The following is a 22,618-nucleotide window of genomic DNA, read 5'->3' as shown; positions in this document are numbered from 1 at the left end:
GAATTTCGAGGCGTTCATGTCCATGGAAACAGACACCGTCACCGATGAACGGGTGGCTCACATTGCAGACCGCATGGTTGGCGAAGGCAGGAAAGTTTCGGCGCTGGCGGTCTGGACAGAGGTGCGCAGCGGCTCGATCGTCGCCGTGTCCGCGGCTCTGGAGCGCTGGCGCGCGGCGCGGCAACCCGCGCCGGAGGCTGCGCCTGTCGCGGCCGGCTTGCCGGAAGACGTTGCCCAAACCATGCTGAACGCCGCAGGCAACGTGTGGGCGAGCGCCCGCGAGGAAGCCGAGCGCGTCGTCAATCAGCGTCTTGCCGTGGCAAGTGAGCACGCCGGTGCGATTGCCGCGGAGCGCGACGAGGCGCTGGTCGAATATCAGAACACGCTGGCCGAAGCCGAGTTGGCGCGCGAGCGCGTCGCGACGCTCACGAACGCGCTGAGCATTTCGGAAGACGCGGTGAATCGCCTCGCGACGGAACTGTCGGGGTTGAGGGACCGGGCGAAAGCTGCCGAGGAGCGCGTCGCCGAACTCGAGGACCGCACCGCGGAGGCGGAAGCGCGCGTCGCCCAGACCGAGGAGCGCGAAGCGGCGGCCGAGGCGCGCATCGCCGAGGCCGAGCAGCGTGCGGCGGCTGCGGAGGCGCGTGTCATGGAGGCCGAGGAGCGGGCTTCGACTGCGGAGGCGCGTGTGGCACAGGCCGAGGAACGGGCTTCGACCGCAGAGGCGCGCATTGCACAGGCTGAGGAGCGTGCTTCGACTGCGGAATTGCGGGTTGTAGAGGCCGAGGAGCGGTCTTCGAATGCAGAGGCGCAGGTCGCCCAGGCCGAAGAGCGGGCAGCGGACGCCGGACGGCGCATCAGGGAAGTGGAAGAACGTGCGGCGGCAGCAGAGGCGCGTGTTGCACAGGCAGACGAGCTGGCAGCCACGGCAGAGACGCGTGTCGCGCAAGCCGAGGAGCGCGCAACGACCGCGCAAGCGCGCGTGGCAGAGGCTGACGAACGCGCATTAGCGGCGCAGGCGGGCATCGCGCAGGCCGAGGAACGCGCCTCGGCAGCAGAGGCGCGCATTGCAGAGGCAGAGGAGCGTGCAGCCGGTGCGGCGGCGCGAGCCGCAGAAGCCGAAGAGAGTGCGTCGACAGCGCAAGCGCGCATTGCCCACGCTGAAGAAAGCGCCGAGGAACACGCTTCGGCGGCGCAAGCACGCATTGCAGAGGCTGAAGAACGCGCGTCGGCAGCCCAAGCCAGGCTGCAAGCCGTCGAAACATCCCTGAACGAAGAACGTCAGGCGCGCGAAGCGTTGAGTAACGCCACTGTCGCCAAGGACGAGGAGATCGCGCGTCTTATTGAAGAGCGCGATGCCGCGCGCCACGAGGCGGCCACGCTCGGTGAAGCCGGTCAGACACACGCACGCGAAGTGCAGAAATGGGCGGACGAATCCAGCGCGGCGTCGTCGCGTGCGCAGGACGCCGCGTTACAGGCAAGCGAAAGCCTCGCGCAGCTTGCCGCGTTGCAGACCGAACTGGATCAGGCCCGCGCCGAACTGGCGGCACACCGCGAGGCGAACTCAGCTCACGGCGACGAAGCAGCCGCCCAGCGCGCCGAGGTCGAACGTGTGCAGCAGGAACTCGATGCCGCCCGCGAACAGCTCGTCGCCATGAGCGAAGCCAATGCGACCGCGACGGCGGAGACTAGCCGGCTGGCGGAGCAGGCATCGTCGGCGGCGAGCCGCGCAGAGGCGGCCGAACAGCGCGCCGCAGACCTCGAGCGCCAGCTTGCCGAACTCGAAACAGCACATGCGCAACGACTTGAACAGGCGCAGCAACACCCCCTGTCGCCGGATACTGTGTCGCCGGATAGCGCGTCGCCGGTCTCCGAATCGAAGGAAGCGGTGATGGCCGACGAAATCGCGTCGCTGCGCCGTCAGATGTCCACTCAGGCGAAGGCCCACGAGAAGGCGTACAGCGAACTTCGTACGCTGGCCGAGCAGTGGGTCGCGCACGCCAAGGAACTCAAGCAGCGGCTCAGCGCAACGAATCAGAAGGTGACCTTCCTCGACGCGCGCAGCGCGGCGGAAGTCGCGCTTCTACGGCGGCTGTCGTCCGAGCTTGAACGGCTGAAGCCGGACCACGATCTGGTGTCGCGCGACGCGCAGCAAAAGCTCATCAGCGCGACGCTCGCCGAACGCCTCGAACAGAAGGGCTATCGGTACGATCCGGCAACCGCGGTCATATCGAAGATCGAAGCCTGACGCGTCGGGGCGTCGGGGCGTCGGCGCGTCAGGCAGGGCCGCGTGCTTATAACGGCTTGGGCGGCGAGCCTTCGTCGTCGACGCTGTGACTGCCCGCGCCCGGCGGCGAGGTCGTGTCGCGCAGTTGCGTCTCTTCTGGATTTTTTGGTACGACCTTGTCGGCGTCGGCTTCGTCGATTGCGTTGAGCTGATTGCCGCCCGGCGTGCACGGCGTGCCCGGCGCGGGCGTCGGCACCGCTCGTGGCTGAGCCGGCCCCGGCCCCGACAACCCCTCTTGCGAAGGCGTGTTCGGCGAGGGCGGGGCGGCGGGGTCGTTGTTCGAAGAAGAGGAAGAAGCGTCCTGGTGGTCGGTCATGGGGTCATCTCCTTGGCTGGGGTCGTTCCGAGGTGCACGAACGACATTTGCGTGCAATGCGTACCGCAGACGCAGCACGCGCCGTTCCATCAGGCCTCGCCTGCAACTGTTGCGAACGGCGGACCGGCTCAGCGCAGCACGCGCGCGACGAGCGGCAGATGATCCGACGCGATTCGTGCGGGCTTGCTCCGATCCACCTCAATATCGACGAGACGCGCGGCCGGATGCACCCACACGCGGTCCAGTGCAAAAGTCGGAAAGCGCGAAGGAAACGTGCGCGGCGCGGCCACCCGGCCGAAACGGGTGAGAAGCGCGCGCAGCGGCCATCCCCAAACGAACCATTCATTCAGATCGCCGAGCAGGATGACGGGGAGATCGGGCGTATCGAACGCTTCCAGCAGCAGCCGCACCTGCGCGCGGCGTTCGCGCGCCGACAGGCCCAGATGCGTCGCGACAATGCGCATCACGCCACGGCCCGTTTCTATGTCGACGTCGAGCGCGCCGCGCGCTTCGCGGCTGCCGAACGACAGGTCCAGCGTGCGCACGGCTCGTACCGGGAGATTCGTCAGCACCGCGTTGCCGAAGCGCCGGTCGGGACCGTCGAGCGTCGGCCCCGGCACCGCGTGCATGCCGGTCAGATCCTGCAGTTCGCGGAGCACGTCGATGCTCGCCGCGCCGCCGAGCGGCACTTCCTGCAACGCGACCACATCGGCCTTCAAAGCCGTGATCACTTCCGCGATACGGGCCGCCGAGCGTTTGCCGTCCGTGCCCACGGCCCCGTGAATGTTGTACGTGGCGATGCGCAGCGGCTCGCCCGCATCGCTCGAATGTGCGGGCATCGTTCGCACACGCGGCGCTGGCTGCGCTTCGTCGAGCGTCACTGTATCGTTCGCGCGGCCAGTCATTGGCGCCTCATCAGCACGCGCCGCAGGACAAGCGACATCGAGACGAGTGCGACGCCGATCGCGGCGACGAGCAGCAAGGAAAGCGGCGTCGGATGCGTGAGCGCCGTCACCAGTTGACGGGCGAACGACGTCGCGAGCACCACGCCTGGCGCCATGCCGATCGCAGTGCCCGCCATGAAGTCCCAGAAGCGGATATGCGATGCGCCCGCCGCGAGATTCACGATCGAAAACGGCGCAACTGGCACGAGCCGCAGCAGGATCATTGCGACCAGCCCTTTGCTGCGCAGCCGTTCGCTGAGCTGATTCAGGCGTTCGCCAGCCAGTTCGCGCACGGCGTCGCGACCGAGCCAGGCGCCCGCGGCCCAGCCCGCCGCCGCGGCGATCAGCGTCCCGGCGAGCGCGTAGGCGGCCCCGGCGATCGCGCCGAATACCAGCCCGGTTACGGCGATCAGCAAGGTGACCGGCACCGACAGCAGAGCGGCCACTGCGTACATCGCGACTACGGCAATCGGACCGAAATGCGTTGCGGCGAGCCGTTGTGCGTCGGCGGTCAGTTTGGCGAAGGTCAACTCATGACCGAACGGCGTGAAGCGCCAGGCAATGGTCAGCGCGACGACGCCGAGCGCGAGCGCGCCGAGCACCAGCAGTTTCGCGATGACGGGACGACGCGTGGGCTCGGGCAGGAATTGCGCGAGCAGTTCATTGGCCTCGATCGGCGCTTCGGGATCGAGAACGTGAACCCGATCGGCGATGTCGCGCAGCTCGGGCGGCACCTCCGGCGTCAACGGTACAAGCGTGCGCGCCGAATGTCCTTTCAGGCTCGCGATGGCCGCGTTGAGACGCCCATGGCGCGCGAGCGCCTGCTCCACGTCTGCCTCGCTCGAATCGAGATGTTCGGCGAGCAACCGGTTGCGAATGCGTGCAATCGCTGCTTGCCTAAGCGGATTATCGCGCGCGTCGATCACGATGCAGCACTCGGAGTCGAGCACCATCGAGCGGTTGTTCAGATTCGCACTGCCGATCACGAGCAAACGGTCGTCGGCGATCATGATCTTGCTGTGCACGTTGATGAACCGGCCGTTCGGCGCATCGACGGCCGGCGCATACATGGCATAGCGGCCGTTGCTATCCGCGGCCTCAAGCAGCTTGTGCAGACGCGCACGCAGAACGCCCATCGTCGCTTCCTGGAGCCAGCCGCTTTGCCGGTAAGGGCACACAACCGCAAGGTCGGGGCCGTTTTCTTCCGCGATGCGTTTTTGCAGCGCCGAGCCGACCGAATTGGCCGTGAAATACTGATTCTCGACATAAATATTGCGGCGCGCGGCGGCCACGGTAGCCAGATGCAACGCTTTCACTTGCTGGATCGCGGGCCTGCCGTCGTACGCAGGCTCGGTGAGCGAAATGCCCAGGTCGATATCGGCGAAATCGGGTTCGATGCGCGACGGCCACAAATCGGTTCGCGGCGGCGGCTTGCCGTTGAACGGGCGGCCGGCCTTGCTGCTGCGGCGCGAGCGGCGCCAGCGTTCGCGGGCCAGATGCGCGATGGCGGCGGCAGCGGGGCCGTCGAACATCAGTTGCGCGTCGTGCATCGGCTCGTAACTCGTCTTGCCGAGATTTTTGCGCAGCGGGTCGTCGGGCCGATGTTCGGGCGTGTCCCAACGCGAGCCGGTGAGGTCAATGCCGCCGGTGAACGCGAGGCTGTCGTCGATCACGACGATTTTCTGATGATGCGACGCACCCAGCGGATGACGCCCGTCCAGCCGGAACCAGAGGCGCCGATGCGCGTGCCACGCGGGCTTGTAGGACGGCAGCCATTCGCGCTCGAATGCGTACAGCATCGCGAAATCCCAGCCGAGCAGATAGATGCGCAACTGCGGATTCGCGTCGAGCACGGCACACAGGAACTCGGAGAGTTTAGGCGGAAAGCCGTCGTCGACGCCGCCGGGGACGAGTTCGATGCGGCTGTCGATATCCCATCCCAGGATGAAAATGGAATGACGTGCGCGCGGAATCATCTCGCGCAACACCGCGTAGTAGGAGGCGGCGTCGATCAACACGCTCGCGCGGTGCGCCCTCAGAATCCATTCGCAGGTCGAGCGGGTGTCCATCACCTCGCCGTTGGGGACGGCGGGCGGCGCGTCGGCGGTGTCTCGCGACGGCGACGGCGCATCGAGCAGAGCGGATTCTATCGGGTCAGGTTCACTCATGGTGGTCCGTGCGACTGTCAATGGGTATATGCGGATGCAAGTGGCATTCCATGGCGCGGCGGGCGCTGCTGTCAGCCGTTTTCGCTTGTCAGTGGGCGCGGCTTGTAGTTGCGCTTTGTAAGGTTTGAAATTTTGGCGGCGGTGGGCGCTGTTTTTTCAGTCGCGAGGGTTTCGGCGTTTTGCGCTGGAGTGGTGCGCGATGTTTCGTGGTTCGTCGTGTAGCGGTGGTTGATGGCGATCAATCTTCTGTGGCGTCAGATTTTCGAATGATGCCGTGGCGAATTTTCTGAATTTGCAGGGGTGGGTGGCTTCAGCGTGCGGATGGGATCGGATCTGTTCTAGAGTGATTCGGGCGCGAATAGGTGAGCGGCTGCGTCCACGGGTCGTTTTTTGTGGGCGAGCGTTTGGGTTGATGTTGCTTCTGGTGGTTGCTGCTACGCGGTAAAGGCCGGGATCGATTCAAACATGCAGAGGCGAGCCAACACTGGAAAAGGGGGCGTCGTAGAGACATTTAGTAGGATTCCAAAATGTCTGGACAGCCAGCGGCATATGAAACATAACTTTTGGAGGGGGCTGACAATGTTGTGGCTTATCCAGCCGCATACGCCGGACACGACCGGCGACGCGCGGACGCAATGGGCGGGGAAGCCGCTTCCCACTGTTCCCCGACCCGCTGAAGCGAGGCACGCATGACCCGGTGGACAACCCAAACGCGCACCCTCACGTTCAACGGTGCCGCGCTTCCCGAAATCGTCGGCGTCGATTACCGCAGCCGGCAGCGCATCGAAACCCGGGAGCCGATGCTGACGGTCCGCAGTCTGCGCGGACGCGAGGCGGTGGGCGAGCTGTTCGAATACATCGTGGAAACCGAGGTCGAAAACCCGGACTTCCTGCAGGACCCGGCGAGTGCCGCGCAGCTCGACCTGGCGAAGATCGTCGGCACATCGGGCACCGTCGCGATCCAGGTTGCGGGCATCGGCACTTTCCGCGCCGGCGCGACAGGCGATACCGGGCGCGTGAACGTCGGTGCCGATACCCGCCATATCAATGGCGAAATCGTTTCAGCGCGCATCCGCTGCGTTGAGGATCGCGCGGCGGTTTTCGAATTCGTGCTGCGCCCGTTCGTGTGGCGTGCGACGCTGAACTGCGATTCGCGCATCTTCCACGGTACCGTGATCGAGGTGCTTGAACAGGTGCTGCAACCCTACGAGGGCACCGTCGAGTGGCGCATTGGCGGAATGTGGCCCGGCAGGGGCAGGGCTTACCCCGCGCGCGACATGCTCCGGCAGGCGTGGGAATCGGACTGGCAATTTGTGTCCCGTTTAATGGAGGAGTTCGGACTCTTCTACTGGTGGGAACACCGGAACAACTATCATTCGCTCGTCATCTCTGACCTGCTCGGTGGCTTCCGTCCGCATGGCCTGGCCTATGAAACGCTTCGCTATCACACCGGCGGCCGCATTGACGAGGAACACATCAGTGAACTGTCGATCGCCTACACGCTGACACCGGGCAAGGCGACGGTCAACGACCATAACTACGCACAGCCGCGGCTGGCAAAAAGTCTGGTGCCGAACCGCGAGTCATTCGAGGACGCGCGCGGTACGGCGAGCCAGCGCATCGAGCTGTACGAGCCCGCTGACTTTGCCCAGCCCGAGGCGCGACGCACGTCTGCCCATCCGAACGACGAGCAGATCGAAGGCCAGTACCTTGCGCGGGTCAAGCTCGAAGCGCGGCGCTGCCAGGGGCTGCGCGCAACCGGCAGGGGGCATCTCCAGGCCCTTCAGCCGGGCCGCACGTTCAAGCTTGCGGGCTATCCGCAGGAGCGCGCGAACTGCGAATACATCGTGCTGCGCTGTGATCTGGACATCTCGGAAGTCGGCACGTCATCGGGCGCATGGCGTCAATACACCGTCAACACGGAGTTCGAACTGCAACCGGCGAACGAGTATTTCCGGTTGCCGCAGATCACGCCCAGGCCACGCATCGACGGCTATGAATATGCGGTGGTGGTCGCGCCGCAGGACAAGGAAATGTTCATCGACCACCGGAACCGGCTGCGCATCCAGTTCGACTGGGACCGGCGGGCGAATCTCGATGGCGCAAGCTCGATCTGGGTGCGCGTCATGACGCAATGGCAGGGTGGCGAACTGGGTGTCGTCGCTCCCGGCCGCGCCGGTCAGATGGTGCTGGTCGCGCACGTGCACGGCGATCCTGACCGGCCTGTAGTCGCGGGATTCGTGGTGGACAGATTCAACATGCCGCCGTGGGAGCTGCCGGCCAATGCGGCACTGAGCGGCATCCGGAGTAAAAGTCTTGAGCGTGGTCTACGCTCCAACCATCTCGCGCTGGACGATACACCCGGCATGATGCAGGCGCAGCTTGCGAGCGACCAGGCGAATTCGCGGTTTGTGGCGGGGTTCAACACGCGCATCGACGGCACGAAGGGGCGTACCGAAGCGCGCGGCGAAGGGATCGAGGTGGCCACCGATGCGCATGCGGTGATGCGCGCTAACAGGGGCATGTTACTGACGACGGAAGCGCGTGCGGGTGCGAGTGCGCCGGTGAAGGACATGGGCGAGACGGTGGCGCGGCTCACGCAGGCGCGGCAGCAGCATGAGGAGCTTTCACAGCTCGCGCAGAAGCACAACGCGCAGACACTGGCCTCGGGCCAGACCGATACCACCCATACCATCAGGACGCAGAACGAGGCGATCAGAGGCGGGCAGAAGACGGCGGACAACCCGTCGCCCGAAATGACGCGGCCGGACGTCGTGATCGCGAGCGCAGCGGGCATCGCGACGACCGCGGCCGACAGCACGCACATGGCGAGTGCAAACGATCACGCGATCACGGCGGGACGCGATTACAGCCTGTCTGCGGGCCGCTCGTATCACGTGTCGGTACGCGGCTCGGTGTCAATATTTGCGCATCAGGCCGCGATGAAATTCGTCGCCGGGAAAGGGCCGTTGATTCTGCAGTCGCAAAGCGACAACATTGAGATCATCGCTGATCAGGTGCTGAAGCTGATTAGTGCAAAAAAGCGCATTGAAATTTCTGCGGCAGAAGAAATCCTATTGCAGGCGCGAGGCAGTTACATCCGCATTAGTGGCGCAGGAATCGAGAATGGTACGCCCGCGAACTGGATCGCACACGCTGCTAATCATGATTTGCCGGGACCGAAGTCTCTGCCGGCGTCGCTGCCCGGCATTGACATGCCGAAGGCATTTAGCAACCGGCTCGACGCTTACGACATCTACTGGCTCAGGGAATTTCACGACGTTGAATATATGGCCCGCAGAGCCAACGGTGATCTTATTGCGGAGGGAACGCTTGACCAGGATGGGAGAACGGCTCGCCTTTCAACAGACGAGTCGGAAACTATCCAGGTGCTCGTTGGGACGCGCGGAGCATGGCTTGTCGAGATTGACGGAAGCGCAGCCACAGGTCGATCAGATGAAACCTTGCCAGACGATCCGAATCATTACGTCAATCTGAGCACGTAAAAAATCCTGTTTGATCCGAGGGATGAATGCAAAGTTCTAATGTTCGCAATAACGACAGGTCCGCAGTAACGGTATTTTTTAAAGACCACTTCGGCGTGCCCATCCAGAATTTAAAGGTTGAGATCAAGGGTATGGAAGAGCACTCAAGCCACGTGTACCACGCGGCGTTGACAAATGTTCGTGGTGCCATTCAGTTTTCTGTACGGAAAGGCGAGGCGCTTTCAGTGCATGTGAAACGTTGGACCAGCGAAAGCATGAAGGAGGTAGCCCGGCTCGACGCGGCGTTATCCGAGATCTGCTTCAACCTGACGAGCCCGAAGACCAGGCATGATCTGTCGACCAAAGTCGATGCCTCGACGAAAGGCGACTATCGGCGCGGCACCTACATTGTCAAGGCACATGACAATTTGACGACGATCGCGAAGAAGTATCACACCAGCGTCGATCTGCTTAAACGCGTCAACGGATTAAAATCGGATTTGATCGTAGTCGGCCATAAACTCAAGGTGCCACCCGTTGAATCGCGCAGGTCGAATGAGCCAGCGCCGAAAAAACCTGCACCAAACGGTACGCCGCCGCAGAACGATCACGCAAACAACGCCCACGGAGCACCAACATCCGTGCCTCGCCAAAGTGCCGCGCCAATCATCTTCCCGATCGGATGCCGGCCACTCAATGACGAAGGCGGTATTTACGGTACATCGTCGTGTGACTATACGTGGACCAAACCATCAAATGGCGGCGGTCACGATCAGGCGAGATACCGTGCAAACCGACCCGGAGGCCGCAAGCACGCTGCACGGGATCTTTACGTACAGGCACATACGCCGATCGTCGCTATCGCGCCGGGTGTCGTCATTAAGTGCGAATTCTTCTACTGTCATACTTGGCAGATCAGTATTCATCATAAAACCACCGACGGCCGCGAGTTTATCGCACTATACGGTGAGGTCGATCCGTCATCGACAACGGTAAGAATTGGGGATACGGTAAACCAAGGACAAATTCTTGCGGACAGCGGCGTGCTGCTGAAGGCAAATGGTACGCCGCTGCACGTCGTTGGCAACGAAAACGTATCAATGCTGCACTTCGAGGTGTATTCGGGCTCACTCGGATTCGACTCTCACTCCCAACTGAACGGTTCGTCGATGGCCCTGCCGTTCCAGCGGCGCGCAGACCTGATCGATTCGCTCGCAATTCTGCAGGAAGGTTACAGAGCGACCTTTCTGGATGCGCCCGCGCTACAGCCCGCCGGCCAGCGGATTCCAATAGCCCAGTTGAAGATGACGGACCAAGGTAGGGCGTTTATCAAGGGCTGGGAAGGGGTGCACTACGACGCTTCCAAAGCGAATACGTTCTATTACAACGACAGCAAAGGCTATTGCACGGTCGGCTGGGGTCATCTGATTGCCGAAAGCAGTTGCGCCGCAAATGGACACGTCGCGATGTCGAGCACGATAACCATCGCTGAAGCACAGACGTTGTTCAACAATGACATCGCAGTGATCGAGGGACGTGTCAAGAATGCAATCAGCGTACCGCTTTATCAGCATGAATACGATGCGCTTGTTTCGCTCGCCTTTAACATGGGCAGCCTCAGCAAGGCCCCCAGTCTATGTCGAAAACTTAATAGCGGAGACTATACCGGTGCCCCCGTCGAGTTTCTGGATATCGAAAACAGGACTCGGCGAGAACGAGAGCACGACATGTTCTGCTTGGGCACTTACAATTCAAACCACTAAACGAACGATGTTTATATAAGCCATGAAGAAACTTAAGCTGTGTCTGCTTCTCGTGATGTCGGCACTTCTGTTGCCAATTCACGCGGTAGCGCAAGACATATATCGAATGACAGGGGCTGCGCAATTCGAGCACGGACACGACTCACACAATCTCCCATTTCCAGTCAATCCGCTGACAGCGGGTTTTCTGACATTCAACGGCAGCGCGTTCGTGTTTCACTATACCGGCCACGATTGCAGCGTGAAAGTCAACAAGAGGGTGAACTTCTACGTCGACCCGGTCATCTCCCACTCATTCGGCTCGCGAAATAAGTTCAATGCTTTTCTGAGCACCAAGTTTCGTGCGAAAGGTGATGTGCTAACCGATACTCATATTCTCGGCGAGGCTGACGCGCCGCTCTGCTCAGGATTACGTTCGGCAATGATCTACAGTTCGCCGGATGAAATGGTACTGCTAGATGGCTCCTGGGCCTATGTGTTCGAGCGTCAGACGCACACGCCCACGAATGCCGAGCAAAGTTTCGATTGCACGAAAGCCAACACGAATGTCGAGCATCTCATCTGCAAGAATCCGGACCTGGTCAAGCTGGACGCGACGGTTAATCGTGGTTACATCGCGATGCTACTGACTGACTCAAAGGAAATTTCGTATCAGGATCCTGTTCGGCTGGACCAAATCAACTGGATCAGGAAGGTGCGGAACGTATGCAACGACAACGCGTGCTTGCTGAACGCATATCACACGCGCATCCAGTATTTAAAGGGCAAGATAGCGACCACCGATCCGTCATATCCGAACGAGGACTCCAACGATGAGGGGGACTGACTGGCGCGTTTCGTTGCGATGGACAGCGTACGGATCCCATTCTGAAATTCAAACGAGGGACATCATGTGTATTAGCTTGGTCTGCACCTGATAGCTGGTCTCATCCTGTACATTTGGCGGTGAGAGCGTCGCGCGCAAAGGCGATACCGGTTGCCTGACTAAAGATGCTGGACTGAGGACGCGCATGGAAGATCCATGCGACAGCCGCCGAAAAGCAATCAACCGCGCCGCAAGTTGACCAAACCGGCCCGGACCCTCGCGCCCGACATCAACAGAAACAACCTGCCCATTCCGCACCCGCGGCACGACACACGTTAAAGTCTTCCACGGAGTGCCCGCATCCAGTCCACAGTACCGACACACCCCGCACCACCATCACAACTCCCTCCCGAGCAAACCCCGCCAAACCCCGCCAACCGCTCGCAACCTCAAGGCGTCCCAGCCTGATAGCACGACTGCGTGCCGCTCGTCTGATAGATAAGCCGATAACCACTCGTAGCCGTCGAACCCGCTTGCCTGGAGGCAAGCGTCAGCCAGCCTTTCCTCGTCTGCGGCAAAGGCTTGATCACATAGGCGGCGAGGTGCGGATCGGTTGTGGCCGCGTCGGCCCCGACAATGCGCCGCACATGCGACAGGCGCTCCGCATACCAGCCGAGAAACGGACGATATGCGGGACCGGCGTAATGGCTGTCGATGATCATCCACGGATCGTGTCCGGGCTGTCCCAGGTTCGCGGCGGTGTCGGTCGGGCCCAGCAGCGCCAGGAAGTCGCCTCCAAGCCGCGAATCCGGCTGGCCGATGCGGCTCAGGTCATACTTCGCGCGGTCGGCACCGGCCTGTAGATCGCTGAAGCGCTTACCCGTCCACGTGATGACGTGTGCGAGCTTGTAATCGGCGGCGAACGTGCCACTGCCAACCGTATCCTTTTGCGTCACATAAAGCAGATCGCCGGGCAGCAGGTATTGCTCCATCGTCGTGAGATTGCCGCGGTTGATGTCGAGCAGTACGCCCGTCAGCGGATCCACACCCGAAGACGGCGTGCTGCACGCCTGCACGCCGATCGCTCCAGACAATTGATTAGTCGCGAGTCCCGCGAAGTTGTAGACCCACGACGTGAAGTTGGAGCAGTCCGCGGCGTTCCACATCAGCGCCGACGTGATGGCGGGCGGCGTTTGCGCCGTGGAGGTCTGGACACTCTGCGAGCCGTCCGCCCCGCGCTGCGCGGTGCAGGTCATTTTCGGCGAATGCGGATCGGCCGAGCCGCCGCTGGTGCTGCCCGCCGACGAATCGCGATAGTCGATGCTTGCGGTGTTTTCCGGCGGCGTCCAGCCCGGAACGTGATGGTGGCAGTAGTTGAGGTTCTGATCGACCCAGTAGTTTTCGATCGCCATCACGAGTTCGCGCCTGAACGTATCGATGTCCGTGCAGGCAGGCGGCGCCGAGATCGCGCCATAAATCGCCGCGTGCGGTCCCCACGTGCTCGTGGTCGGGTAGGTCGACCAGTTCGTGCTCGTCATGCCCGGCACGAGCGACGCCTGCACACTGTTCTTGCGTCCCTGGAAAAGCCACAGGTTCTCATTGAGCAACGCCACACGGTCGCCGCACGCACTCGCCGACGCGCTAGCGGTCTGGTGGTCTGAAGCCCGCGTGGTCCCAAGCATCGAGAGCGCGGTGACGCCCGAGTGGTTCAGCGGGTTCGTCGCGAAGTTGGCGGCGCCGGTGGTGACGTAGCAGGCGTCGTCCGCGGGAGCGACGAGCGAGCCGTCCGCGGCGATATTGCCCGCCCCAGCGTGGCAGGCCGCGAGCGTGTCGCCATTCGCGGATTGCGCGACGATGCTCTGCACGCTCGCAGCCACGGTCAGGTCGTTATCGACACGGCTTTGCGATTCGGCGCCGAGCGCGAACGCCATGCGGTTGCCTTCAGCGATCGTGCTGCTACTGCTGGCCGTGGCGCCGGTCGCCATGAAGGCGGGCGGCGTCTGCTGCGGATCGATGCCGCCGAGGAACGCGGAGACTCGTGTGGCTGCGGCCGCGACATTCGACGCCGTGAGCCCGCCCGCCGTCTGCGCATCGACGACCACCGCGCTCGAATACGGCGTGATCACCATCGTCGACGGCTCGGCGAGATACACCGCAGACAACACGGATTGTCCGACCGGTGCTCGCACGCCGGTCGCTTCCTCGGTATAGCTGCCGCCCGTCGATTGCACGAGCAGCGGCCAGTGCGAGGCGCGCGGCAACACGAAGTGGCCGTCGGCGTCGGTCACGACGGTCGCGAGCGGTGTCGCTGCCGGATGCCCGTTTGCGTCGACGGCATAGGCGGAAACCGTCGCGCCCGAGACCGTCCCGAGATAGACGCTGCCGCTGATCGAAGGCTGCGGGCTGGCAGTACCGCCGCAGCCCGCAAGGGAAACTGGCAGCAGTGGGAGCAGGGTGAGGAGGGCGGTAAAAGCGCCCGAAGCGCGCGGGAAATGCATTGTTGTCTCTCAGCTTCTCGTGAATCTGTTTGGAACGTCATCAAGATTAACGGCAGCTTACAAAACAACTTAATGCAGATTGACAAGCGCGGCACACATTATGCGAATTATCGGAAGAAGCTTTCTCAACCGGCAAGGAGATGAAAATGGCTCAGCATCCGGCTCGTTCGCAGAACCACCGCCATCCGGACCAACCGCGAATGGAAGAAATTACGCGTGCGCTCGAAGGTGCCGCGTTTCCTTCCACGCGCGACAAACTGGTCGAGTTTGCAGAGCGCCAGGGCGCCGACGGCGAGGTGCTAGCTGTGCTTAGGAGAATGGGCGACCGCCATTTCGACAGCATCTCGGCTGTCGTTCGCGAGGCATCGAACGTGGAGTAGCGCTGCATGTCTTTAGAGATCGCGGCGGCTTGTGCAGGCCTCGCGTGCAATGACCTGAAAAGCCTGACAGGAGTTTGCGATGTCGAAGCCCCGGGGCAATCAAGACCCGCGTAAATCGCCAGAATTGAGCACCAGCGCAAGCGTGCCGACGAGGATGAAACTGAACGCCCACAAGGCGTCAAGGTTGAACCAGCTGCGCGACACGAACTTGAGCCCTAGATAGCGATACACGAGCCACGCGATCAGTCCGCCGGCGAGCACCATGGCCGCGGCATGCACGCCGGAGACCAGCAGCGCCATGCCGAGTCGCGCTTCCATCAATGTCTGCGCCGCCTGGTGCGCCCGGTCGGCATCGTCGGCGCGGCAAAGGCCCAGGTAGATCGGCACGAGCATCAGCCCGGCGCCGTGCGCAATTGCGATCGCAAACGACCACAGCGCGAGCCGCGATGGCGCGATCCGGGCGAGCACGCGCGGATGCCGTCGCCAGAGCAGCAGGACAACGCCGAAGCCGATCACGAGCACGCTCGCGCCAGTCTGGATCTCGCGCTGCCATGCAAACACGACGGCGAGCATGGCAAACGGCATCACCATCAGAAAGATGGCCAGCACATGTCCGGCCGCGAGATAGAAAAGAGCGGTGAAGAGCGCACGCGAACGCCTTTGCATCAGGGCGTTCGACACCGCAAGCGGCCATCCCATCGCCGGATTGGCGCCGTGATAGCAACCGCTCGCGACGACCGCGAGCCAGAGGCCGGTCTGCGACCAGCCGCCGCTCAAATGCCCACCGACGGGTAGCAGAACGAATCCGTCGAGCAGTCCCCCCCTTCGAGACGAATCTGGTGCGCGCGGTAGCCATCGGGAAACTTCACCCAGAAGTCGTCGGCGAGCGTCAGGCCGCCGCCAGGATCGGCGTGCGCCATGACCTGCGCGGCGGGCACGCCGTTCGGATAGAACTGGTTGTCCCACGTCGAGTAGAGCGAGTTGGTCCAGTACACGCGCTTGCCGTCGCGGCTGATCTCGACCATCTGCGGGCCGCCTGCAAACGCCTCGCCGTTCGGATGCGGCGTGCGACGCACAATTCCGCCGAGATGAACCGAACCGGCGAGCTTCGGCTTGCGCGGCTCGGTCACGTCGTACTGGCGCATTTCGCCGGTGCCCCAGCAGGCGACGTAAAGAAATTTGTCGTCGATGGAAAGATCGATGTCGGTGACGAGCGGCGGCACCGCGCCGAAGCCCTGCAGCAAGGGCGGCAGCGACGCCGCGTCGGCCGGCTCGGGCGGAATGGTCGCCGTCTTCTCGATGTGGAACTGGCCGCCTTCGCGCCACCATGTCCAGATCGAGCCTTCCAGATTGGTCGTGTCGACCACCACGCCGATAAATCCATATTCGCGGCTCGGATCGTGAGCGGGACGCACTTCCAGCGCCATTTGATGATTCGCGCCGAGGTCGATCGTCTGGACATTGCGCCGGGCGCGCAGATCCCAGAAGTGGACTGCGTGTCCGTATTTGTTCGACAACAGATCCTCGGGCACGATGCCGTTCTCGAACTGCGGCGGCAACGCCCACTCGCTCGACACCATATAGTCGCGCGGCAGATTCCACCAGAAATCGTAATGTTTCTCCTGCGGTCCGCGATCGATTTCCCAGCGGCCGAGCACGTCGAAGGTTTCACAGTCCATGATGAAGATGCCCGGCGGCCCGTCGGTCCCATCCGGCCCCGCGCCACCGAGCGTACTGACGTAAATGCCCTCGGGGCCGCAATGAACCGTGTGCGGACGCGAGTAACCTGTCTTGCGAAAAATTTCCTCGGGCTCGATGATTTTGTGAATCCGCGCCTGCGTCGGATGCGGCTTCGTATCCACGATGTAAATACGCGACGAGCGCATACCCGGAATAATCAGAAAGCGCCGCTCGAGGAACGCGTGGCCGGTCAGCGGCGACAGCGCCGACGAACACGCGTTCCAGCCGAAATGATGGAATTCGTCGCCCTTGTTCGGCACCGGCACTGTGTGCACGACCTGACTGTAGGTCGGCGAGCCGGGCTTGACGTCGATAACGGCGAGCGCGTCGGGCTGCGAAAAATCGGGGCTGAGCAGGAGCGTGTACGCGTATTCTTCCGCGGGCGCATCCATTGCGAGTTTTGGCGACGCGTGGAACGTGGGATCCGGGCGCATACCCATGACGGCTCTCCTCTGTCTGACCGCGCGCGGGCTGCCGCCGAGCGCGCTCCGGCTTTAGATGTAGTTCACGGCGGCGCCGAGAGCAACCGGAACTTTCATGGAGCTTGCTGGCGCCGATCTTGCCAGCGTCGTGCGTCGCAGCGCCTTAAGCGCTCCGTCGGCCGCCATCGGGCGTCCGCGCTGGCGTCTTTACGCGAGGTTCGGCGGGCCGGCCCGCAGCACGTCGACGTGTTTGGGGATCAATCCAAGGTCGAGAAACGCATCCGCGATCTGCTGCTGCTCGGCGAGAATGGCGCGAGTGATCCGCTCCGTGCCGAACTGCTGACGCGCCACGACGACATCCACGACCGGTTTCGGCAAGCCCCACAGCTGCGCCAGTTCGCTCGACATCTGATCCTTGTTGAGGCTGCCCCATTGATCGACTTTCTCGATCTCTTCGATCACGATCCGTATCACGTCGGGGTTCTTGGCCGCATAACTCTGCGACGAGAAGTAGTAGCCGCGATTGCCCACGACGCCGCTGGCATCCGCCAGTACCCGCGCACCGAGCGATTTCTGCGCGGCCGCAAAGAACGGGTCCCAGATCACCCATGCGTCGATGGACGCGCGCTCGAACGCAGCGCGTGCGTCGGCGGGAGCGAGGAAGGCGACATTCACGTCGGCATACTGCAAGCCATGCTGACGCAGCAGCTTGACGAGAAAATAGTGAACATTGCTGCCGCGATTCAGCGCAATCTTTTTGCCCTTCAAATCCGCTATCGAACGGATTGGCGAACCCGGTGGCACGAGCACGGCTTCGGATTGCGGTCGCGGAACCGTCGCTGCGACATAGGCGAGCGGCGCGCCGGCCGCTTGCGCGAAGATTGGCGGTGCTTCGCCGACATCGCCGAAGTCAATCGAGCCTACGTTTAGCGCCTCCAGTTGCACGGGGCCCGCAGCGAACTCGGTCCAGCTCACCGACACGTTCAGCGGCGCCAGCCGTTTTTCGAGGGTGCCGCGCCCCTTCAGCAGATTCAGATAACCCTTCTGGTTGCCGATTCGCAAAGCGCGTGGCCCGCGCGCTGGTGCCCCTGGCGCCGGCGCTTGCGCAAGAGCGAGCGGTGCGGCCACTGCGGCTGCCGCGGCTACGGCGGCGCCGGTGGAAAGCTTGAGAAAGGCGCGGCGATTGGGTCGTGTCGTTGTCGTGGCCATGGCAGTCGGGAAGGTTAGGGATGCATCTGGCGAGCCATCCTACCTGCGGGCGCGAAGTTGACGAACCGATCTTTCGCCGTAAGCAAATGACGACAGATGGAATAGACGGGAGCCTGGATTGCGCGGGGCGCGGTTCCCGGTTGCGCTGAAATCAGACGACCATTGAACCGCCATATGGTCTACCGCACATAACGCGGCAATTGGCCCATGACAAACTGTAAGGCAGAAGCCGGCGATTCCCAGGACGAAACCACCATCCACTCTGCGCCCACACTGCATGAGGAGCTATGGAAAGTGCCTCTGATCAAGCTTTGGACTCCGTATTGAAGCAGGTGACCGACGCAAGGCTCGACGCATTGAGCGAGGAGATGGACACAGTCGGCATAAGCGCACTTCGGGACGTCCTTTCGCCGGCTGAAATTGCAATGGCGGGCAACTACGTTCAGCGCGAACTGGACAAGCATGAGCGCCAGCACTTTATTTACGCCGGACGCCCGTGGCTCGATGCCTCACCGCTCGCGACGTTTGGGCAATCTCCGCATCTGCGGCGCATACTCGCGGGGCTGTACCGGCGAGGCACCGGGCGAGCCGCACCCGATATAGACATTGTCGCCGCGCTTCGCGTGCTGTCGGGCGACCTGGGACTCAAGGCATCGAACCTGTTCCACTACGACACCTATGTCGTCACCGCGCTATTGCCGCTGATCATTCCGAACGCCCCCAACGAGCCGCGCGGCGATCTCGTGATGTATCCGAACCTGCGCCGGGTGCGGTCTTCATCGGTGATTAATCTGGCCGAAAAAGCACTGGTGCAAAATTCGCTGACGCGCTCGGTACTCGCGCGAGAAACGGTGCAGCGTGCGCTCGGCGCACGCATCTTGCCGCTGGAGCCGGGCAATCTGTATTTTTTCTGGGGGATGCGGTCGCTCCACGCGAACCAGGCGTGCCTGCCGCACAGCGTGAGATCCACGGTCCTGTTCCATTTTTCCAACCCGCACTCGGGAGGCACAGTGGACAGACTGCGCGAGTGGGCTCATCACAGGAATTCCGCGCCGTCCGAGCGTGCGAGGGTTCCGCTCACTCAGGCTCGGAACACATTCGACGACCAGCAATGAATCTGGATCGATCGTGCGACCGTTTCTTCGGAGTAAGGAAGCGTTACGTTAGAAGCCGGCCCCACTCGAAATCGACGCGATCGGGCCTCATAGGGACCACGCCTGCGCCTGGCGTGAACGTGAGTTCGCCGAAGTACACGGCATTGCCCGGCGCATACAAGTCGACGCGAACATAGTTGAAGTCTTCGGCCAGTACAGCGGCCATGTCCAGTATCGAATTCAGATTCTCCGGAGGCGGTGGCGGCGTCGTGCTGCGGGCGTACGGGCCAATGCCCACGTCGAGATGATTCCAGTGAACGTCGAATACATCGCCACGTGTGTTATTGCCGAACCGGTCCGAGATGACGACGATGTACATCATCGGTCGTCCCGACTTTCCGCCGAAGCAATGAACCTTGTAGTCGGCGGGAATCTGGCGATGCTCGTCGAGAAGAAGTTCTTCGAAGAAAATCCGCGGCCGAATCTGCCGGTAGTGACGCTCCCGTGCAATCAGGTAGAAGTCCGTAGACATCCAGCGATTGGCCATAGTCCGCAACCCGTCGAACGTGACTTTCGACTTGTCCTGCACGATCTCCACAAAGCTACTGCCATGATTCGCCTTCATCACAAAGGCGTTGGGTAGCGCATCGAAGACCGACTGCGTGAAAACGTCGGGCGACGAAATCAGCGGGACCAGATGTTGTTCGCCAACTTTCGCCTTGACATAGTCTCTCACGGTCAATTTATCGGTCAACGCGGCATATCGCGGGTCTGGCCGCAGGCTGCGCTGCAGGATTTTCTCGTTGAATGTCGTGGGACGAAGCAATCTCGGAAAGCGCCCGATGTGCTTCCGATGCAGAAGGCTGAGGAACAGCGCATCTGGAAGCAACTGTTTTGCGTTGTCCTTCACCAGCTGAAGGATCGCACTGGACGGCTGCCACATGGTCTGTCTCCGAATAGAGGGCACTCAGTTATGAACCATCGCGACAGGTCGGTCAGTGGACGCGACCTGTCGCACGCGCGAACCGACCGTTTCGTTGGGGTCGGCCGCGCGCGATATGTCCATTGCTTCGCCAGGTTTCTGGCGGTCAGCAATGGATTAGGTGTCCTGGCATCTAATTGTCATACTCAAACGCCCGCCCGCTCGTGCAGTAGCCAAAGCAGCGGGGTGGTTCAGCATAGCCCGGAGAAGGCCTCTCGAAAGCTAGTGGCGCAAATCGTAGAGATATCGGCTAATTTGGTTGTATGGTTCGCGGAAGGCGGTCGGTGGCTTGTCTTCATTGGCTCCAGCCGAGCGGGAGAGAGGCGAGGTCAGTCTGCACAAATGCCGCAATTCCGCCTTCGTCAACAATCTGTCATATCCGTTTACGGATACCGCGTTTTGGCCGTTCTGGCAGGTGGATCGTGCTCATATATCTGCCGCGCGGTCTGAAGTCCGTCGCCATGGCATCCCCCAGACGTTCCTTAGTCTGAACATTGTTGTCTGAAGCACAACACGGTGATCGCCGCGAGGGCTCTACTGACAACTAAAGCTCGAACCTACAATTCGTTTCGACAAAGGCACTCCGTGCAACGAGTTAAACGTTGGACTGAGCGGCCCCGATATGCATGGCTCCATAACGAAGAATCGCGGTTTCGATTCGTTAGTAGTCCAGCGGAGCATGTCCATTCGGCTGACTGAACGCGCCGACCAAACCCTTCACCTGTCTTCTTTACAACGGAGTTGAGCATGAAATTGCGTGCCGCTTTGCGAGCCACCGTCTGTTCCACAACCTTGCTGGCGATTGTGCCGGCCCCTGCGTTTGCCGAGCCGTTTTCAGTGAAGGTCGATGGTTTGAATCGAGGGCAATTCGCGAACGAACAGGTGTACGGCGGATTCGGCTGCCGAGGTGAGAACGTCTCTCCACACATCTCGTGGTCGCATGTTCCGGCGGGGACGAAAAGCATCGTCGTCACTATTCACGACCCTGATGCGCCGACCGGCGGTCTCGGCTGGACACATTGGGAAGTAGCCAACATTGCACCGTCGCAGACGTCGATCGAAAAGGGCGCGTCCGGAAATGCAAACCTGCTGCCGGCGGGTGCTGTTGAAACACTGACTGACTTTGGCGACTCGAAATACGGTGGACCGTGTCCGCCTCAAGGCGAGTCGCATCGATATGTCGTCACGGTTTCCGCGCTCTCTGTGCCGGGCATCGATGTAAATGCGGCGTCGAGCCCGGCACTCGTCGCATACCAGATGCACGGAAAGGTCATCGGGCAGGCGCGCTTTGTCGCGCGATATCACCGTTCGGTGGAGTGACTTCGCCTTTCAGCGGAGGTTGTCATGCGGTCTTCCGCCATGCGCCTTCAGTCATCTAACCAGGAATTCTTGTGTCAGTGTCACACGGTGCAAGATCAAACGTCTTGTGAGAGTGCGGTCATTCGACCAGACCTCATTTAATCGAACGTCTCACACACGACATGCACCTTGGCAAATCGTATCGCCTCACTGAGTTCCTCATCTGGACACGAAGGCAGATCTACGCACTCGTTATTTGTGGCTCGGTGCCCGTCATTCTCTACAAGTACGCGTCGATGACGTGGCTCTCGGTGCCGTTCACCATCGTCGTACTGCTCGGCACGGCGACGTCGTTCATCGTGGGCTTCAAAAACGTGCAGACGTATAACCGTGCAATGGAAGCACAGGACGTCTGGACCGAGATCGTCGGCGCGAGCCGCAAGTGGGGACAACTGTCGTGCGCGTTTCCGTCTGAACGGAATTTGAGCCGCGAACTGATCTGCCGGCATCTCGCGTGGCTAACCGCATTGCGATACGAACTGCGTAGCCCTCGAATCTGGGAAAGCATGACCCGGCGCTTCAATCTCGAGTATCGGCGTCACTATCATGTTCCCGAATGGGAAACAGCGATCGAAGAGGTTCTGACGAACTATCTTTCCAGCACCGAGAGTACGCGCGCGCTCGCCTCACCGTCGGCGACAACGGCGGTATTGAGCATGCAAAGCGATTGCCTTAAGTCACTGCACGTCGCCGGGCATCTGAACCTGTCGTTCTATCTCGAACTTCAGCGGGCGACTGGCGATTTCATCGCGCTTCAGGCGAAAGCCGAGCGCCTGAAAAACTTTCCTTACCCTCGCCAATACGCGACCATCAGCGCGTTGTTCGTGCGGTTTTTCTGCTTTCTATTTCCGTTCGGTCTGTTGCAGGAATTCGACAAACTCAATAGCGGCGCAAGCGGACTCATGCACGGCAACATGATCTGGCTCGTCGTGCCATGCAGCGTCATGGTTTCGTGGATGTACACGTCGCTCGCGCAAGTGGGCGAAAGCACGGAAAACCCTTTCGAAGGAAGCGCGAACGACGTCCCCATTTCCACGCTGTGCGCCGCGATTGAGCGCGATCTGCGCTGGATGCTCGGGGAGCCGGTCGAACATGCGGCGCGCCAGGTCATCGCGCTTTAGATTGGTGTCTCACGGACAACACAGTGAGGCGCTTCGTATGGCTTC

The 22,618-nt window shown here is 61.7% G+C and carries 17 protein-coding genes; 8 read left to right on the top strand and 9 right to left on the bottom strand.

Going from position 1 to position 22,618, the window contains the following annotated elements; all coding sequences use genetic code 11:
- Positions 1-22: 22 nt before the first annotated feature.
- Entirely contained in the window at positions 23-2,248 is a 2,226-nt protein-coding gene (locus SB753_RS01730) for a DNA-binding protein (RefSeq protein ID WP_410799589.1), read from the top strand.
- A gap of 46 nt (positions 2,249-2,294) precedes the next feature.
- On the opposite strand, the gene SB753_RS01725 is transcribed toward SB753_RS01730, so the two are convergent.
- From SB753_RS01725 to SB753_RS01710, 4 genes are all read right to left on the bottom strand, one after another.
- A complete protein-coding gene (locus tag SB753_RS01725; protein ID WP_410798700.1) occupies positions 2,295-2,603 on the bottom strand; it encodes a hypothetical protein in 309 nt (102 codons plus the stop codon).
- 128 nt (positions 2,604-2,731) lie between these two features.
- Positions 2,732-3,508 carry an endonuclease/exonuclease/phosphatase family protein gene (locus SB753_RS01720; RefSeq protein WP_087754790.1) on the bottom strand — a complete coding sequence of 259 codons (777 nt, stop codon included), beginning with the start codon at positions 3,506-3,508 and terminating at the stop codon, positions 2,732-2,734.
- The gene (locus SB753_RS01715) at positions 3,505-5,715 is read right to left on the bottom strand and encodes a VTT domain-containing protein (protein WP_410798698.1); all 2,211 of its coding nucleotides are present in this window, start codon (positions 5,713-5,715) and stop codon (positions 3,505-3,507) included. Before SB753_RS01715 ends, SB753_RS01720 begins: the two co-directional genes overlap by 4 nt.
- A 71-nt stretch (positions 5,716-5,786) precedes the next feature.
- Complete coding sequence (locus SB753_RS01710) at positions 5,787-5,957, bottom strand: hypothetical protein (protein WP_408131128.1); 171 nt, start codon at positions 5,955-5,957, stop codon at positions 5,787-5,789.
- Between the two features lie 447 nt (positions 5,958-6,404).
- Here SB753_RS01710 and SB753_RS01705 point away from each other — a divergent pair, with 447 nt between their 5' ends.
- From SB753_RS01705 to SB753_RS01695, 3 genes are read left to right on the top strand one after another with little or no spacing between them, the layout of a single operon-like run.
- Positions 6,405-9,221, top strand: a complete 2,817-nt coding sequence (locus SB753_RS01705; protein WP_410798696.1) for a type VI secretion system Vgr family protein — start codon at positions 6,405-6,407, stop codon at positions 9,219-9,221.
- A 26-nt stretch (positions 9,222-9,247) separates the two neighbouring features.
- Positions 9,248-10,963 carry a glycoside hydrolase family protein gene (locus SB753_RS01700; protein ID WP_410798695.1) on the top strand — a complete coding sequence of 572 codons (1,716 nt, stop codon included), beginning with the start codon at positions 9,248-9,250 and terminating at the stop codon, positions 10,961-10,963.
- 22 nt (positions 10,964-10,985) lie between these two features.
- A complete protein-coding gene (locus SB753_RS01695; RefSeq protein ID WP_410798693.1) occupies positions 10,986-11,789 on the top strand; it encodes a lysozyme inhibitor LprI family protein in 804 nt (267 codons plus the stop codon).
- 428 nt (positions 11,790-12,217) lie between these two features.
- On the opposite strand, the gene SB753_RS01690 is transcribed toward SB753_RS01695, so the two are convergent.
- Positions 12,218-14,266, bottom strand: a complete 2,049-nt coding sequence (locus tag SB753_RS01690) for a hypothetical protein (RefSeq protein WP_410798691.1) — start codon at positions 14,264-14,266, stop codon at positions 12,218-12,220.
- Between the two features lie 146 nt (positions 14,267-14,412).
- Between SB753_RS01690 and SB753_RS01685 the strand changes: the two genes are divergently transcribed.
- Positions 14,413-14,646: a DUF2795 domain-containing protein gene (locus SB753_RS01685; protein WP_020067797.1), complete on the top strand. Its 234-nt coding sequence runs from the start codon at positions 14,413-14,415 to the stop codon at positions 14,644-14,646.
- Positions 14,647-14,745: 99 nt separating this feature from the next.
- Here SB753_RS01685 and SB753_RS01680 read toward each other — a convergent pair whose 3' ends face one another.
- From SB753_RS01680 to SB753_RS01670, 3 genes are all read right to left on the bottom strand, one after another.
- Entirely contained in the window at positions 14,746-15,423 is a 678-nt protein-coding gene (locus tag SB753_RS01680) for a hypothetical protein (RefSeq protein WP_020067796.1), read from the bottom strand.
- The gene (locus tag SB753_RS01675; protein WP_310066856.1) at positions 15,420-16,826 is read right to left on the bottom strand and encodes a selenium-binding protein SBP56-related protein; all 1,407 of its coding nucleotides are present in this window, start codon (positions 16,824-16,826) and stop codon (positions 15,420-15,422) included. Before SB753_RS01675 ends, SB753_RS01680 begins: the two co-directional genes overlap by 4 nt.
- Before the next feature lie 189 nt (positions 16,827-17,015).
- A complete protein-coding gene (locus SB753_RS01670; protein ID WP_410798689.1) occupies positions 17,016-18,017 on the bottom strand; it encodes a sulfonate ABC transporter substrate-binding protein in 1,002 nt (333 codons plus the stop codon).
- Positions 18,018-18,304: 287 nt separating this feature from the next.
- Here SB753_RS01670 and SB753_RS01665 point away from each other — a divergent pair, with 287 nt between their 5' ends.
- Positions 18,305-19,132 carry a hypothetical protein gene (locus tag SB753_RS01665; RefSeq protein WP_410798687.1) on the top strand — a complete coding sequence of 276 codons (828 nt, stop codon included), beginning with the start codon at positions 18,305-18,307 and terminating at the stop codon, positions 19,130-19,132.
- Positions 19,133-19,175: 43 nt separating this feature from the next.
- Here the strand turns inward: SB753_RS01665 and SB753_RS01660 are convergent, their stop codons facing one another.
- Positions 19,176-20,054: an ATP-grasp fold amidoligase family protein gene (locus SB753_RS01660; RefSeq protein ID WP_131315634.1), complete on the bottom strand. Its 879-nt coding sequence runs from the start codon at positions 20,052-20,054 to the stop codon at positions 19,176-19,178.
- 786 nt (positions 20,055-20,840) lie between these two features.
- Between SB753_RS01660 and SB753_RS01655 the strand changes: the two genes are divergently transcribed.
- Both SB753_RS01655 and SB753_RS01650 read left to right on the top strand, forming a co-directional pair.
- Positions 20,841-21,413, top strand: coding sequence for a YbhB/YbcL family Raf kinase inhibitor-like protein (locus SB753_RS01655; RefSeq protein WP_410798685.1), 573 nt, complete (start codon positions 20,841-20,843; stop codon positions 21,411-21,413).
- A 161-nt stretch (positions 21,414-21,574) separates the two neighbouring features.
- The gene (locus SB753_RS01650) at positions 21,575-22,573 is read left to right on the top strand and encodes a bestrophin family protein (RefSeq protein WP_410798683.1); all 999 of its coding nucleotides are present in this window, start codon (positions 21,575-21,577) and stop codon (positions 22,571-22,573) included.
- The last annotated feature ends 45 nt before the right edge of the window (positions 22,574-22,618 follow it).

Source organism: Paraburkholderia sp. SIMBA_053 (assembly GCF_046534895.1).
In the GTDB taxonomy this organism is placed as follows: domain Bacteria; phylum Pseudomonadota; class Gammaproteobacteria; order Burkholderiales; family Burkholderiaceae; genus Paraburkholderia; species Paraburkholderia caledonica.
Note: the sequence above shows the minus strand (reverse complement) of the source record. Positions and strands in the feature narration are given on the sequence as shown.

Bases quoted from the DNA above. Each gene is read 5' to 3' on its own strand.
- SB753_RS01705 (WP_410798696.1), top strand. From the start codon at position 6,405: ATGACCCGGTGGACAACCCAAACGCGCACCCTCACGTTCAACGGTGCC.
- SB753_RS01685 (WP_020067797.1), top strand. From the start codon at position 14,413: ATGGCTCAGCATCCGGCTCGTTCGCAGAACCACCGCCATCCGGACCAA.
- SB753_RS01670 (WP_410798689.1), bottom strand. From the start codon at position 18,017: ATGGCCACGACAACGACACGACCCAATCGCCGCGCCTTTCTCAAGCTT.
- SB753_RS01665 (WP_410798687.1), top strand. From the start codon at position 18,305: ATGGAAAGTGCCTCTGATCAAGCTTTGGACTCCGTATTGAAGCAGGTG.
- SB753_RS01660 (WP_131315634.1), bottom strand. From the start codon at position 20,054: ATGTGGCAGCCGTCCAGTGCGATCCTTCAGCTGGTGAAGGACAACGCA.
- SB753_RS01690 (WP_410798691.1), bottom strand. From the start codon at position 14,266: ATGCATTTCCCGCGCGCTTCGGGCGCTTTTACCGCCCTCCTCACCCTG.
- SB753_RS01650 (WP_410798683.1), top strand. From the start codon at position 21,575: ATGCACCTTGGCAAATCGTATCGCCTCACTGAGTTCCTCATCTGGACA.
- SB753_RS01725 (WP_410798700.1), bottom strand. From the start codon at position 2,603: ATGACCGACCACCAGGACGCTTCTTCCTCTTCTTCGAACAACGACCCC.
- SB753_RS01655 (WP_410798685.1), top strand. From the start codon at position 20,841: ATGAAATTGCGTGCCGCTTTGCGAGCCACCGTCTGTTCCACAACCTTG.
- SB753_RS01675 (WP_310066856.1), bottom strand. From the start codon at position 16,826: ATGGGTATGCGCCCGGATCCCACGTTCCACGCGTCGCCAAAACTCGCA.
- SB753_RS01715 (WP_410798698.1), bottom strand. From the start codon at position 5,715: ATGAGTGAACCTGACCCGATAGAATCCGCTCTGCTCGATGCGCCGTCG.
- SB753_RS01700 (WP_410798695.1), top strand. From the start codon at position 9,248: ATGCAAAGTTCTAATGTTCGCAATAACGACAGGTCCGCAGTAACGGTA.
- SB753_RS01720 (WP_087754790.1), bottom strand. From the start codon at position 3,508: ATGACTGGCCGCGCGAACGATACAGTGACGCTCGACGAAGCGCAGCCA.
- SB753_RS01695 (WP_410798693.1), top strand. From the start codon at position 10,986: ATGAAGAAACTTAAGCTGTGTCTGCTTCTCGTGATGTCGGCACTTCTG.
- SB753_RS01730 (WP_410799589.1), top strand. From the start codon at position 23: ATGGAAACAGACACCGTCACCGATGAACGGGTGGCTCACATTGCAGAC.